Here is a 15243-nt window from a genome sequence, read left to right as displayed (position 1 = left end):
CTTATTCAACTAAACTGCCCTTTAGTTCAATAAGTAAAGAGTGCTTTACTCCTCCTTGAAGTAAAGCACTCTTTAGTTGAATTACGTGTAGTGTTAAACTTTTGGTTTATTTTTCTATCTAATTGGCGGATTCTTCATAATTATTATAATGAATCTACGGTTTTAATTTGAACGCCAGTTCTCGTCTTATTATGATCCTCTTCAAAATGGGGCTGAAAATATAATGATAACTGTTGTTTTATTTCTAACTGAATGGGTAACTGAGTTTTATCTCCACCTTCCAAAAAAAGTAATGGAAAAGGAAAATCCCTATTAAAGTAAAGCACCCGTTAGCTTAACAAGAGGACGAGTTTTCTAATTTATTGCCATTTTAATTGACCAAGAGTATGTTCATTCCAAATACCAAATCCTTCTGAATGCTTTTTATCTAGAAACATAGGTAATCTTTCTTTCATTCCCTCTGCAAGATTAAGTCTTGATAACTCTTCTTTATCTACCCAAAATATACTACCTTCATCAGTTCTATCTAGCAATTCTCCTCTAAACACTTCTGTTCTATAATTAAAAACAAAAAATTTTTCACCAGTTTCATTATTAAACCAATAAATAACTCCACATGGTTCTAAATTAGAAATCGTTAATCCTGTTTCCTCTTTTACTTCTCTGATAGTGGAATCAATTAGACTTTCCCCATCCTCCACGTGTCCTCCAGGAAATGAAATACCTTTCCAAGATTTAATCCTATCTTGAACTAGAACTTTATTATTTTCTATATCATAAACCATACACATATTTGTTAATGTAACCTTAGACACAAAATTCCCCCTAATATCTAAACGCCTCTTTTTCAACTAAACTACACCGTTAGTTTAAGTGTAACACTTCACAATAGATTTCTGAGATCTACTTGATGTTTTGGACGTAAAAATAGACCATCGAAATGATGGTCTTGTTTAACTAAAGCATCCGTTAGTTTAAGTATATTTTTTCACAATAGCCACTTTATTTGCCTACAAAATAAACAGTAAAAATTAAACAATTTATTACTAATGCTGATAAAGGAATTATGGCAAAAAATGCGGAGATAACTAATTCTCTTCTGATTCTATTTGAATTAGCTTTAACAATACTAAATAACGAAGATAGAATTAAAACGAATATAGTTAAAGTGCTAACTAACAAGACGCTTCGATTCATTTCACCAGTTACTCTTGCTATATCTTCCACAAAAAAAACTGCTATTAGCCCTACAATCCCCAATATAAATGATGCCATAAACCATTTCAAGAATTTATCTATTTTGTCCACCTCTTCAATAATTTACATATATTATCTTATTAAACACAATCGCAAAAAAACCTTCTTCTTCAACTAAACTGCCCCATTAGTTTAAGTGTAACATTTCACAATGAATCACTAAAAACTACATGATGTTTAGACGTTAAAAAGAGACCATCAAAATAATGATCTTACTATCATGCTTAATTGGTAGGATTAATATTGCAAATGAGCTTCCCAATGGTTTTTCATGATCGTGATATAAGAGAGTTGGTCTTTCCAATCATTGAAGTTTGATACTACTTCTTCATGTAATTGCATGACGTCTTCATCGTGTTCTTTATACAATTCTAAGGCACTATCAAATCTTTGAATCTTTACCCAAAGGCTATCTTCTTCATTGTTTAAATTGTTAATAAGATATTCCAGATGGTTTGTGATTGAGTCTAAGGTGGTTAGTTTACTGAGCATTCCTAGTTTCTGTGATAACTTCAATATGGCAATATCTTGATTTTTTAGAGGTCTTTGGAGCAAATCTCTTGTCTTTGCTATGGTTTCTAATGACTTTTGTTTCTCTTTTAGGAATTTATGGACCTCAATAGAACTGTCTGCTATGTTTCCAATAGCATTAATGTATTTACGTAAATCATCCAACTCAATTTCTCTTTTTTCTAGTAAGCTTTCATTTTGATTAAGTTGTTTCTTAAGCTTTTCTAGTCCCTCCGAAAATTCCTTTATCTGTTTGTGGTACTCCTCAATTTGCTTGTGCTTGGTTTCAATGTTGGTATGAGTGGTGTGAATTGTACTTTCTAATTCTTCAATTTTAGTCAACTTTTTACCTATAATTGATTTATAAATTAAACCGATAATTGCTGTTATACCTACTAAGATCAATGATGCGACCCCGATAAATAAACCTAAACTGTCGATGACTGTACCTATATTACCTTCTAAATTAGCAATCTTTTCATCTTTTAATCTATTCACCTCAACTTGTAACTCCTCTTTTGTCAAAGGTGTTTCTTCGCTTAGTTTCTGATCAATAAGCTTTTCTACTTCCGTAATCGTTATCTGATGCGGATTTGCTTGTGCAGCTGCTAAACCTGCAGGGATAAAAAGTATTAAAAAAGCTACCGTGATACATAAATTAAATAATTTTTTCATGATTTTCCCTCACATTTCTGATTCTTATAAGATTATAAATGTTTGATAACATAAATATCCAATAAAAAAATCACCTCTCAGAAAAAATAGAGAGGTGATTTTAACAATTCTTATTAAAATCAAACCTAAACTGTAAAGTTACATTATAGTTAGTAATAGGCTTATATAAACAAGTTTATCACTAATTTTTTAATAATTAGGTTTATATTTCCTTTAAACACTGAAACTCCCTATTTGGTACTAACCTTTTCCGTAAATTTAAGTGAAAAAATGTACTGATGGGTCCTTCTTTAGCAGAAGAATTAGCACTATAATTGAATATTAAAAACGACCAGATTTTGTATCTGGTCGTTTTCTTATGCCTTTATTCAATAAATGTACCCGATTGTTTAATAAGCTCAATTAGTAGAGTGATTTAAAAGATACCTATTAAACAATATTTTTTTTCTTTGATTGTGAAAAAAATTATTTGTAATTCAGTAAATCAATCTCCATAATATTTATATTATTACCACCGTCACCTAAATGAGCACTATTGACTTTAAATCTATAAAATTTATAAGCGTTATAGTTAGCAAAAGGATAATCAATAAACATTGCATGTGAATTAGGGTGCACACCCGTATATAAAATCTCTTCTTCACCTGCAAATAACCCAGTATTTGATGCTTGGACCTCAAAGTCTTTAACGGCTTCAAATCCAGAAGTATATGCAGACCATATTCTAATGTAATTTATTACTTCTTCTGTATTAAATTCATATTGAACCCATGAAATTGGCAGAGTATCTGTTGATTCTGGTAGTCTCCATGCATTACCATAACTTCCAACTCTATTATCAAAAGCCTTTTCACTATAGAGTCCATTGCTAGATGTAGTTATTCCTTCAATGGCACGATCGAAATACCTGGTATTCGATAACTCGACTTCTTTAATATTTAAATTATTGTTACCATTGCCCGGATAAATACTATATATTTCAAGTCTATAATATTTATATGGGTTCGTATTTTCAAAACTATAGTCTATAAAATTATCTGTCGTATCGTTTAAATGAACACCTGAGTACAGGATATTTTCTTCTCCAGTAAAGGAACCTGTATTTGAACCTTTAATAGTGAAATCCCTAACTGCCTCATAACCGTTATTATAATTAGACCATAATTTAAGATAATTAATTACTTCACTTTCACTAAATTCATACTGTATCCACTGTGACTCAAATGAAGACATATTTCCAAAACGCCAGGCATCCGTATAATCAGCTGTCAAATTGTCAAATGCTTTATTCGGATCTAATCCGCCACTTGCTGCAACAACACTATAATTATTAGTCATATCTAACGGAAGTCCATATACATTTATTTCTTTTTTAACTTCAAACATATCAATTTCCATTATGTTTAAGTTATCGCCCCCATTGCCAGGATACAGGCTTTTGACTACTAATCTATAGTATTTATAAGCATTTTCGTTATTAAAACTATAAGTTATAAACCCATTAGTAGTTTCATTCGGGTGTAATCCGGTATATATTGTTACTTCTTCTCCTGTAAAATCTCCAGTGTTTGAAGCTTGGATATCAAAATCTTTAATAGCTTCATATCCGCTATTGTAATGAGACCATATTTGTACTTCGTTAATTACTTCATTTGTTAAAAATTCATATTGAATCCATTCTGGTAACATAGCTTGACTTCCTGTTTTAGTCCAAGCAACTCCATAATGATTTGTTTTATCATCAAACGCATATTGTGGATGTTCTCCGCTACTAGCAGAAATTATTCCACTAACTGATGTTTTATCATAATAACTAGAATTACTTAATTCAATCTCCATTATATTTAAATTGTTACTACCATTCCCCAGGTAAATAGATTCTACCTTTAATCGGTAAAATTTAAATTTATTTTCATTATCAAATGTATAATTTATGAAGTTATTAGTTGTTTCGTTGGGGTGTGTTCCTGTAAACAGAATAACTTCTTCACCTGAAAATTCCCCTGTGTTAGAAGCGATTATTTTAAAGTCTTTAACCGCTTCATAACCTTTATTATAATGGGACCACAAATTTACTGAATTTATTAATTTACTCTCGTTAAATTCATATGTGATCCATTGAGGTATAAATTCAGCTGATGCGCCAAAACGCCAAGCATTAGTGTAAGTTGAAGTATTATCATCAAACGCTTTTTGATAATCGATTCCGCCACTCGCAGTTATTGTACCCGCTGTAGAACTAGTTAAATCTCTTGCAAATATGTTAATTGGTAATACTAATAGGAAAAGCATTAAAAGAATACCTATTTTTTTCATATAACAACCTCCATAAATTGAATTGATATCTTTTTTGTTATCGGAAACAAACAATAAATATTAATAAGCTGTACTATAATGTTATAGTTTTAAATTTAAAATACACAGTAATTTTATTAATTATTTCAAAAATCGAATATTTAACTAAAGCACCCGTTAGTTGAATAAGCAAATTTCATTTATTACACATTATGTTTGAAATGTGTCCATAGTTTACTTCATCATTTACTTTGTACTTTTTTATTTTTTCTAAATAAAAATGTAATTATTATACCTACAATAAGGATCATAATAGCCACTTTTTCGCCAACAATATTTTGTCCATACAAGAGAACTGGACTAGCCATCAAAATTAAACCAATCAATCTAAAAATACTATTGATCAACTATTTTTTCACTCCCATTTTCATCTTCAGCTAACCTGCGTCTTTAGTTCAATAAGAAAAAAAGCTTACTACTTCTTGAAGTAAAGCACCCGTTAGTTCAATAACAATTGAGTTAATAAATATGTCTATAAGTCTCATATCTTCCATACTTGATAACAGTTTCAAATTCTTCTCCACCGTTTTTATCCTTCAACAAAGCGTCCATCTCTACATCTTTAATATTGTAATGTCTCTTATTCAGAAAGCCTACACTTCGGATTGTTGGATGGTCTAAAATTGGTGATAAGTCACCGTCTAAAACATTAGTATCAACAAATCTAAAGTCAATTAGGTTAGGAAAGTGATTTAAAAAACTCAAATTCTCTAGATTACCGCAGGAATTAATGCGAAGAACCCGAAGATTTTTCAGAGAAAATAATTCTTCATTTGGTACAAATTTCTTTGATTGATCAATAAGTAAATGTTCTAGCGTATTAGATAATCCAGACAAACCAAAATCATTTTCTAATTTAGTACAATAATGTAATTCTAAACGCTTTAATTTTTTCAATTTTTCTATCCCAAGGAAATTTTGTATATTAGACCAGTTTAATTGTAGATAGAGGAGATTTTCAGGAATACTAACAAAGTTGCCCAGCTTACTCTTTTTATGATGCCAAAGAGTTAAATACTCAATGTTTTCAAGCTGCGTCTCATTAAATATATCTTCTTTTAAGTTTAAGTCAGCCTGAAGATTATCTGGTATTTGTTCAAACCAAATCGTATTATTTCTCCAGTTATCCATTTTGAATCACCCCTGTATTCGCCATTATTTCTTTTATCTTATCATTTTGACTTATTGAACTAAACTGCTGCGTTAGTTTAAGTGTAACATTTCACAATGTATTTCTCAGATCTACTTGAAATTTTGGATAAAAAAATAGACCATCGAAATGATGGTCTTGTCTAACAAAGCACCCGTTACTTGAAGAAGAATACTTATTTTAGTAGGTTTTTTAATTCCTCTATAACCACTAATGTTTTTCGATAGTAGTCTATTTCTTTCTCGGTAAACTGGATAATTTCTAACTGATTTATAATTTCATCCTGAAAATCACTTAAATGTTCTGGGAAGTTAGCTGTTCCCATTCTACTTTGAAATTCAATAAGACCATATTCTTTTTTTATAAACTTCTCACATAAGAAGAGTAATTTATTATTATCAGTCATTGTTTACCTCACTTAATTAATCATATGTCGTACACTTCAGATAATCTGCCGCTGTCGTTCAAAAAGGCTTTACTCCTTCTGAAAAGTAAAGCACCCGTTAGTTGAAGAATATTTTTAGACTTTATTAACAAACTCATAAATTTCTTGGACTGAATTACTGGATAACGTATAAATCGTGTGTGTGTCTTTTGTGCTCATTATTGTCCCAGAATCTTCAGTAATCCAAAGAAAATAGGATTCTTCACCGATACTAAATTGATATTGTGGATCTGTCATGTTGACAATACCAGGCTCTTTCTTTGAATCACTTACCGCTTTTGTGAAAATTTCTATTTCATCTGTTTCTCTTAGTTCCAAGGAATTCGCTTTAGTGCTAGTGACTGTTTCAGAACTGCTTTCATTTTGAGCTTCAGCTAAATTATTTTCTTGTTCTTGCGAGCAACCAGTTAACATGAATCCAGATGCGATAAATAAAACAAATAATTTTTTCATCAATATTCCTCCTCTGAAATTTAGACTTTAATTTTTAAATTAAGTTACAAGTCCTTGTTAAACTAACCTGCCCCTTTAGTTTAAGTGTAACATTTCACAATGCATATCTGATATCAACTTAATGTTTTGGACATAAAATTAGACCATCGAAATGATGGCCATGTTTTGCTAAAGCACCCGTTAGTTGAATAAAATATTTTTCAGACTTAATGCATTTTCTATATCTAAGCCGCCAAACCCTTTGTTTTCGTTACTACTAATAATTGAAGCTGTCCTACTTTTTTCCGAAACATGCTACCAATATAACTCCAAAAACCAATTCTTTTCATCCTAACCTCCCCTTTTCCAAAAATTGATCATAGCTATGATGGTACTATTTCTCTATAATCTATTTTTAGAACAATAAAGGAGTCAATTATGTATATTTGGAATATTAACGCACTTATTACAGCTTTAACGGAGGATTCCTTTACTGAAAAACAGAAGAAAAATTACAGAAGTGTTTTTTGGATTATAGTAGCTATCGCTGTTTTATCATTACCAACAGTTTACGATTTTTCTACAATGAATCAGATTGATGTTATTGATTTCATTTGCTTTATTGTGATCAATGGGATTGGTTTATTTATAATATTTCGTATCTATCAAAAAGGAAATAGAAAAGGTTTTTTATCCCGTTTTTTAGTTTAACGATTCCAATTTTTTTAAGAAACATATTACTTATTATCGCTTTAAATGGAATTGGATATTTTGTCATTTACGATTTCCTACCTTATCAATCTCTTTATGAAACAAACTTAATGGATTTAACTATTTCAATAGTAGTGGAAGTTGTTTATAACTTAATGTTTATCCATTACTTTAAGAAGATTTATAAGTAAGGGATCTAATCGTAACAAGCCACTCAAATACAGGGTGATACATATCGTTAATGGTATGTATCACCCTGTATTTCTTAAGAATTGCCCGTTTTCGGTTTATTACTATTCAACTAAAGCACCCGTTAGTTTAATAAGCCACTTTTTTTCATTTCTTCTAAAAAGTCGGGGTCAATCCATACTTCTTCAATCTCGTAACCATCCAAATCTTCCGAATCATCAGGTTTAATCATATTTAGAAAATCCACGAAATTATTAGCAATGGGAATAAGATATTTAAAATCTATATCTTCATTTAGTAATTCAATATCATGGTCCCAAAAGAACAAAGACCCATTATGACGAGATAAACAGACAATGTTACCACCCTCTGTTCTTGCTATTGGAATAAAACCTTTCGGTAATCTATCTTTATAAACCTTATAAGTTGCCTTTAAATCATTAATTCTCTCTATTCCTATTCCAAAAAAATCTGAAATTGCAATAGATTGCATTTCGTCATCTTGAAGTTCAATAATATTGTTTTCTGGGTAGCCACCATTGTATTTTATTAAAAACTCAATATATTCTTTTGGTAATTTATATTTAATTAGTTGTTCAAAATCAAATAATCTTTTCTGATTTAGTTTTTTATTACTAGGTTTTATTTGTATCAATTAGAGTCCTCCAGTTTACTAGATAATTTACATGTTAATCGATTTCCTTATTAAATTAAACTGCCGCGTTAGTTTAATAAGAAAAAAGGCTTTACTCCTTCTTGAAGTAAAGCACCCGTTAGCTTAATAAGACATTCCCTGCTTCTTTCAAAGCATATAAACCTCATTGTTCTCTCTTTAATGTTATTGATTATTTTCACGATGTTTAGGAATCATTTTACCTTCTATGAAGTCTTGTAAAAATGATGTATTTACATTTTTCGCTGGATATTCTCTAGTTTGTATTACTTTATCTGATTCAATTTGATAATAGTAATTTATATTACTTTCATCTTCAAAAATAACACGCACACTCCAAACGGGCATTTTGGAAAACAATCCTTCAATTGATTTAATTTCTTGGGCATCATATCCCTTATTTTCTATCAAGTATGTTTCTACCTTTTTTTCCATGTGTTTTTTTTTTATATCAACATAACCAAGTGATAGAAGAACAGTAACCAATAAAATTGAAAGTATAATTTTCATCAGAAGATGCTCCACCCCTAGTAATTAAAGTATTATGTTTTTTTGTTTTATTCTTAGATTATATCGTAAAAAAAGACGGATTAAAAAAATCTTATTAACATGTATTTTACTAATTCTAAATGTTCCCGAAACACCCGCTTCTTCAACTAAACTGCCCCTTTAGTGAAAAAAGCTTCTCCACTTATTGTAGAAATGCCAATTAGCTTAATTAAGATTTGATCTATACCAAATAGGTTTTAACAATTCAAAGTTCTTATGATCTTCTAATATCAAATGTATGCGTTCTATAAATTTATCTAGCTGTACTGGAGATTTATTAATTGACCAAACAACACTCGAAAAAATAACCATTGCGGAATATATTGAATAAAGTCTCCAAAAATCTTCTGGTATATTGTTAGCGAAGTATCCATCTATTTGTCCAACAGAAAAAGAAATACTGTCTACTCTGCTAGCCAAAGCAACTTTTACAAAGTCATGAAATGGATCTCCCCAATCATAGTTATCGAAATCAATTACACCAACATACTTTTTATCCTTCAATATAATATTTTCTAAATGAAAGTCATCATGTTGAAATTGATTAGGACGATTTTTTAGATAATGATAATTGCTTTCTATAAAACTCATAACCTTATTATCATTATTAATTTTTATACCACACTTCTTATATTCCTTTAGATATCTATTATGTTTTTGTATAGACCTTTCATGCCAATTTCTAATGTTAAATGGAGCTGGGTGTAAATGAATTCGCGATAAGTCTTTTCCAGCTTCTATTCCAATTTCATACTGCTCTTGTTCTTTAAAGAATCGTATTGAATTTTTTGCATCTTCACCTTCAATATAAAAAAATATGCTGTAACAAATACCAAGCTCCTTTAATATTCCAAGATCAATTGGTTGTGGAGAATGAACTTTATACTTTCTAATATCACTTAAAACTTTAAACTCTTCCTGTTTCCTATCGTACCTTTCCATATCACTTATACGTAACAATTAGAAAGCCTAGTTACTCTTGTAGGATTGCGAAGAACCTTTATTCTATCCACCAGTATTTGAATATTATCTTCCATCATGCCCCTCCTAATATTACCTTTTCACTCTTCGAAGCCTGTTCAATTAAACTGCTCCTTTAGTCCAAGAAGAAAAAAGGTTTTACTCCTTCTTGAAGTAAAGCACCCGTTAGTTGAAGAAGCATTATGTCATATAAATATTTAATAAGAGCGTCTTATCTCTTTCATTTAAACTAAATTTATGATTTTTTCAATAACTGTTTTAATATCAGTTTCATTAGTTATAGTAAATAGGTGGTCCACTTCATCTTCAGTAGGAGGAATAAAACCTTTTATTTTTGTTTGCTTCAGCTGAATATCTAATACTTGGTCATAGTTTGAAACGTTTCTCAGGATTGTTGTATCTCTATGACTATTTATGATACGGTCTTTTAATATCTCTAGCGGTAAATCGAAATTTACAATAAGGGTTTGAAAACCTTCTTTTTTAAATTTTTCTATTAAATTTAATCGAGATTGTTTTTGTCGATTAGAATTACATAAAATGATATGATTATCGGTTTTGTTAATAGCAAAATCTACAATTGTTTGTGAAAGAGCAAATTTTAAAATTTTTGGTCCTTTTTCTGGTAATAAAGATGGATAATGTTTCTCTAAAAATTCTCCTTGTGCATCTTGGTCAATAACAACTGAATTTATTAATCTTTTTTCTAAAAGGTTAGCAAATGTAGTTTTTCCACTATGTGTTGTCCCTACTGTCATTATTAAAAATCTCACCTTATGAACCCCTTTGATATCGTTTATTTTTGTTTCAAACCACAACATATACCATCAATTTATTTGGAGATAGCATATAATTCTCCGTTTATTCGTAAAAAACCTTTTTCAATAATAATCCTCTATTCGAATACAGTTTTTGTTAAACTTACCTACCCCTTAACTTAATTAAAACCAAGTCTATATACGCTTATTACATATTTATTTTAATTAGCTGATTTTTGGCGAACTAAATCCTTTAAATATTCAATCTATAATGTATAATATTTAAAAAATGAGGTGGTATTGTTGATTAATGAAGTGAAGGATACAATTCTTCAAAAGTGCGAATACTTATCTGAAGCTGAAATAACACAATTACAATATGCAATGTCATTCTCAGAGAAAGCACATCTTGGACAAACAAGAGCAACAGGCGAGCCTTATATTATCCATCCACTTGAAGTATGTTTAATATTATCAGAGTATCAAGCGGACTTAACGACATTGATATGTGCATTACTTCATGATGTGGTGGAGGATACCGAGGTTTCTTTGTCTGAAATCGAACAATATTTTGGAACACAGGTGACTTTCATTGTGGACGGATTAACTAAATTTGAAAAAGGTGAATATGAAAAGGAGGAATACATAGCAATAAACATGGAAAAACTTCTTTCCACGGCTATGCATGATATTCGTGTTGCAGTAATTAAACTTGCGGATCGACTGCATAATATGAGAACTCTTGCTATTAAAAGAATTGAAAAGAAAATACCTTATGCCAATGAAACACTCCTATTCTTTTCTCCGCTGGCTGAAAAAATTGGATTATATAAGCTACAAGAGGAATTAGAAGATTTAGGATTCAGTTATTTAAATCCTCCAAAATATATTCGATATAAAAAGACTATGAATGAATATATTCAAATCTATTCCAAGACGTTCACTAAGTTTACTAATGAGGTACAAAAAATAGATACCAATAAAGACATTATTCATACCGAGTGGAAAAAAACACCTCTCTTCAAATCCTATATTTTATTAAGCGAAGGTCAAAATCTTTCAGATTTATTTACGATTCATGTAACAACCAGAACAACACTTAATTGCTATACTGTACTTGGGATTATCCACTCCTTATTTGAACCAGTGCCTAATCAATTTGTTGACCTAATAGCGATAGATCAGCATCAATCTATTAAATACTTGGAAACAAAGATCAGAATAAAACAACATATTATTCGTGTAATAATACACGATGAAGCTACACATAACTTTTATGAAAATGGTGTTTTTGAATACTTAAAAGAAACCAAAATACAAAATCTGAGTGAATTCCTATTAGGTAACTCTATCCATACTGTAAAATCTATCGCACATAATTCAGTTGCATTCTGTGAATTAATTTCCTTTGAACTATTTCAAAAAGAAATAACGGTATTTAGTTCAAATATGGATTCAATCGCACTTCCAGTAAACTCAAACATTATTGATTTTGCCTATGCACTAAATCCTTCACTTGCAAACAGAATGGCTTTCGCAAAGGTAAATGGTGATGTTAAATCAATCCAAACAATACTTCAAGATCGGGACATTGTTGAAATCCATACTAAAAAGCAAATTATGGTGTCATCTAAATGGCTAATATATGTAAAAACATCCAAAGCAATAAAAGAAATAATGAAAATTGTTGAAACAGACTAACAAGTATGAATCTCCCCAGAAGATTGAAAAGTTCTTCCTATTCATGCATTTTGCATCTTTAGAGATGCTTTTTTTATGGATATTTGTATTTATGGTCCCTATGCAACATTAAAGAGGAATGTCTTTTTCATTCCTCTTATTCAACTAACCTGCCCCGTTAGTTTAAGTGTAACATTTCACAATGGCTCGCCGAAACCTACTTGATGTTTGGACATAAAAATAGACCATCGAAATGATGGTCATGTTTAACTAAAGCACCCGTTAGTTGAATAAGAACCTTCTCTTTTATTACTCATTATGAATTGTGATTTAACAAATACAATATTTGCCATTTATGTTATATTCCTCTTAAAAAAGGGGATTAAATAAATGGTTAAAATTATCGCTATTTTGCCTTTACTGAAGTTCTTTTTTTATGTGGCTGTCATTGTTTTTATTATTTGGTTCGTTGTTTGGATTTTTCAATCTCAAAAAGAACGCAATATCTTACTTAAAGAAATTTTAAATAAACTGGACTATCTAGAGAATATTAAAAAGGGAGATTGATTATTTTACTCTATGAAGCGAAATAAGAAGAGAATAATCCCCTCTAATTGTTTCGCCTTTTTGGTCAAACGCCCTTATTAAACTAACCTGCTTCTTTAGTTGAATAGGAAAAAAGGCTTTACTCCTTCTTAAAGTAAAGCACCCGTTAGTTGAATAACTATTCGTACCCACCTTTGGACTCCGGGAGTGATTTATATTCACTCTTGGTTTTAATTATATTAAAGACATAATTTCTCAACTCAATTAGCTGTTTTGCATCGTCCGTTGGTTCGCAGTATTCCTCTGAAAATAAATGTCTAATCGTTTCACCGTTATGTAACCTTTAGGTCTTTTTTTAAACTGGACTCTTTTTCCGAAAGTAGAAAATCAAATTTAAAGATCCCAAGAACTACTAAACCAAAAAATACAATAATAATCGCACCTATTTGACGCAGTAAATCTTGATATTTAATTTCACCTTTCTTTACGTGCAATTATTTAACTAATCAGTAACGGAGTTTACTAGATATGGTCATTATGCTCAAAAATGAATCTTCTTTACTTGTTGACTCGACAAACGAACTTGACCTTCAAGAAAAAATGGCTTCGCTGCAAAAATGTAAAGATGTTGCCGAAAAAAAATCTCACCCGCAACTCTTTCACGAAAAACAACCATCCTGAAGTCCTTCTTTTCCTTTCTGTATAAGGAAAATTATATTAAACAGCGATTAGCAGATGGTTTTAAGATTTCTTCCGTTCGCAAAGATGACCGACCTAATCGTGACCTATGACCAAAAGATGTTCTTGCCTTACTCCATACATTTAAGGAGCAGCAACATATTGTCATGTTTACTATTGTTCATGTATTAACAACTACCGGAATTCGAAACGAAGAATTTTGTAAGTTAAAAGTGAAAGATATCTGTCGGGACTCAATACTTGGAGGATATTATCTGAAGATTAATGGGAAGGGAAATAAGAAAAGAAATGTACCGATAATAGAGAAGCTAGTGGAAACCATTCGTATGTTTCGAAAAGCAAGAGGATTGGAACCATTTGAAACAGCCGATAAGAATAGTCCCTTATTCACTACAAATAGAGGAAAAGCGTTTACCGTCACATACTTTTCTCGATATGTAAAAGAAGAAATACAAGCTCTTCCAAAAGGGATATTGTCGGAAGATCACGTGTACGAAAAACTGACGAGTTTCACTATAGTCGACAGTTGCATGACTAGCTCCATCAACTGCTTTCGTTACATTCTGGGGTTTTCCTGCAACGAGGCTTCCAATAGCCCCCCCTAGTACAAGTCCACCGACTGTTAATCCTGAATTCTTTATGAATAACTATCACACTCCATGTTTTTAGGCATGCTTTTGCGATTATCTCCAATATGCATGGAGTGACACTACATGATATTAGTCGTTCATTAGGCCATGAAGACCAAAAGACTACCATGATTTACTTAGAGAAAATATTTGAATAAGAACGTCATGCGATTCATAGTTGGAAACCAGAGATATTTGGTGAGTTTATATAAATGAACGACATATAAAAATAGAGAACTGAACTTCAGTTCTCTATTTGAGGATTTTGGAAGTACTGTACCCTTTTATGGAAAAGAAGAGAATATGCCTAAGGTTCTTTACTATGGTATCTACATTTTAGTGTGGTCTTTACCTCTTTTAAACCTAAGAGTTAAAAGTGTTCCAATAACTACTGCTGCAATAAAAATACCATATATATTCCCATTGAAAAACAAGGTGTTCGTGTACTGATTAATGATACTTCCTCTATATCCTTCTTCGAATGGATTATACGGGTGATTTGATAAAGCGTTTAATGTACTTGAAACATATGTTATTTGCAATATAGTCCCCATTACAAGTAAAACAATCCCAAACATGATATGTTTTTTCAATTCAGATAGTGGTTGCCGTTTAAAGCCTTGATAAATCCCTTTACTTAATATAAATAAAAGGGTAAGAAAAATTGGAATTAGGAAGAATAGAACAATGAGACCTAAATTCCCATTACCAGAAACCGCTTTATTTGGTCGTGGCTTGAAAGTAACTATATCTACCAGGAAGAATAATAATGTACTTGTAATAAGAATAATAATAAAAGTTGTAAATAAGGATTTAAAGTTTGGTTTAATAAACTTATACCCTATAAAAAAAGCATAAATTGATATGATTAATAAAAATATAGAGTTCATGCTCGAATCCTCCTTTGCTTTACTTATTAGGTTATAAAAATATTATATAACTACTCAGCTCAAATAAAAATCTGTACAACAAAGAGAGGGGAGAATTGTGCGTGTTACCTCTCT

The 15243-nt window shown here is 30.7% G+C and carries 15 protein-coding genes and 1 pseudogene; 5 read left to right on the top strand and 11 right to left on the bottom strand.

Annotated features, from left to right (window positions below; all coding sequences use genetic code 11):
- Positions 1 to 359 precede the first annotated feature (359 nt).
- From P2Q73_RS08775 to P2Q73_RS08750, 6 genes are all read right to left on the bottom strand, one after another.
- Positions 360 to 815, bottom strand: coding sequence for an 8-oxo-dGTP diphosphatase (locus P2Q73_RS08775; protein WP_275785988.1), 456 nt, complete (start codon positions 813 to 815; stop codon positions 360 to 362).
- A 679-nt stretch (positions 816 to 1494) separates the two neighbouring features.
- Positions 1495 to 2442, bottom strand: coding sequence for a hypothetical protein (locus P2Q73_RS08770; protein ID WP_275785985.1), 948 nt, complete (start codon positions 2440 to 2442; stop codon positions 1495 to 1497).
- A 465-nt stretch (positions 2443 to 2907) separates the two neighbouring features.
- On the bottom strand, positions 2908 to 4758 hold the full coding sequence (locus P2Q73_RS08765) for a discoidin domain-containing protein (RefSeq protein WP_275785983.1): 1851 nt from the start codon (positions 4756 to 4758) through the stop codon (positions 2908 to 2910).
- 498 nt (positions 4759 to 5256) lie between these two features.
- Entirely contained in the window at positions 5257 to 5928 is a 672-nt protein-coding gene (locus P2Q73_RS08760) for a hypothetical protein (protein WP_275785981.1), read from the bottom strand.
- 194 nt (positions 5929 to 6122) lie between these two features.
- Positions 6123 to 6353 (bottom strand): hypothetical protein, encoded by a 231-nt coding sequence (locus P2Q73_RS08755; RefSeq protein WP_241600680.1) that lies wholly within the window; start codon positions 6351 to 6353, stop codon positions 6123 to 6125.
- Between the two features lie 114 nt (positions 6354 to 6467).
- Positions 6468 to 6845, bottom strand: a complete 378-nt coding sequence (locus P2Q73_RS08750) for a YhfM domain-containing protein (protein WP_275785975.1) — start codon at positions 6843 to 6845, stop codon at positions 6468 to 6470.
- Between the two features lie 417 nt (positions 6846 to 7262).
- Here P2Q73_RS08750 and P2Q73_RS08745 point away from each other — a divergent pair, with 417 nt between their 5' ends.
- Positions 7263 to 7535, top strand: coding sequence for a hypothetical protein (locus P2Q73_RS08745; RefSeq protein WP_275785972.1), 273 nt, complete (start codon positions 7263 to 7265; stop codon positions 7533 to 7535).
- Positions 7536 to 7848: 313 nt separating this feature from the next.
- On the opposite strand, the gene P2Q73_RS08740 is transcribed toward P2Q73_RS08745, so the two are convergent.
- The 4 genes from P2Q73_RS08740 to P2Q73_RS08725 form a co-directional block, all read right to left on the bottom strand.
- Positions 7849 to 8379, bottom strand: a complete 531-nt coding sequence (locus P2Q73_RS08740; RefSeq protein ID WP_275785968.1) for an SMI1/KNR4 family protein — start codon at positions 8377 to 8379, stop codon at positions 7849 to 7851.
- Positions 8380 to 8562: 183 nt separating this feature from the next.
- Positions 8563 to 8907: a DUF3139 domain-containing protein gene (locus P2Q73_RS08735; RefSeq protein ID WP_275785965.1), complete on the bottom strand. Its 345-nt coding sequence runs from the start codon at positions 8905 to 8907 to the stop codon at positions 8563 to 8565.
- Between the two features lie 204 nt (positions 8908 to 9111).
- A complete protein-coding gene (locus P2Q73_RS08730; protein WP_275785963.1) occupies positions 9112 to 9906 on the bottom strand; it encodes an aminoglycoside phosphotransferase family protein in 795 nt (264 codons plus the stop codon).
- Positions 9907 to 10151: 245 nt separating this feature from the next.
- Positions 10152 to 10700 (bottom strand): AAA family ATPase, encoded by a 549-nt coding sequence (locus P2Q73_RS08725; protein WP_275785961.1) that lies wholly within the window; start codon positions 10698 to 10700, stop codon positions 10152 to 10154.
- A gap of 288 nt (positions 10701 to 10988) precedes the next feature.
- On the opposite strand from P2Q73_RS08725, the gene P2Q73_RS08720 reads away from it, so the two are divergent.
- The 4 genes and pseudogenes from P2Q73_RS08720 (at position 10989) to P2Q73_RS20410 (ending at position 14397) form a co-directional block, all read left to right on the top strand.
- Complete coding sequence (locus P2Q73_RS08720; protein WP_275785959.1) at positions 10989 to 12386, top strand: HD domain-containing protein; 1398 nt, start codon at positions 10989 to 10991, stop codon at positions 12384 to 12386.
- Between the two features lie 369 nt (positions 12387 to 12755).
- Positions 12756 to 12932 carry a hypothetical protein gene (locus tag P2Q73_RS08715; protein WP_275785958.1) on the top strand — a complete coding sequence of 59 codons (177 nt, stop codon included), beginning with the start codon at positions 12756 to 12758 and terminating at the stop codon, positions 12930 to 12932.
- Between the two features lie 785 nt (positions 12933 to 13717).
- Positions 13718 to 14215 (top strand): annotated as a pseudogene (locus tag P2Q73_RS08710) (tyrosine-type recombinase/integrase); the annotation flags it as partial.
- A gap of 89 nt (positions 14216 to 14304) precedes the next feature.
- The gene (locus tag P2Q73_RS20410; protein WP_481747143.1) at positions 14305 to 14397 is read left to right on the top strand and encodes a hypothetical protein; all 93 of its coding nucleotides are present in this window, start codon (positions 14305 to 14307) and stop codon (positions 14395 to 14397) included.
- Between the two features lie 171 nt (positions 14398 to 14568).
- Here the strand turns inward: P2Q73_RS20410 and P2Q73_RS08700 are convergent, their stop codons facing one another.
- The gene (locus tag P2Q73_RS08700; protein WP_275785955.1) at positions 14569 to 15129 is read right to left on the bottom strand and encodes a hypothetical protein; all 561 of its coding nucleotides are present in this window, start codon (positions 15127 to 15129) and stop codon (positions 14569 to 14571) included.
- Positions 15130 to 15243 lie beyond the last annotated feature (114 nt).

It is taken from the genome of Bacillus sp. Cr_A10 (genome assembly GCF_029222665.1).
In the GTDB taxonomy this organism is placed as follows: domain Bacteria; phylum Bacillota; class Bacilli; order Bacillales_A; family Planococcaceae; genus Psychrobacillus.
Note: the sequence above shows the minus strand (reverse complement) of the source record. Positions and strands in the feature narration are given on the sequence as shown.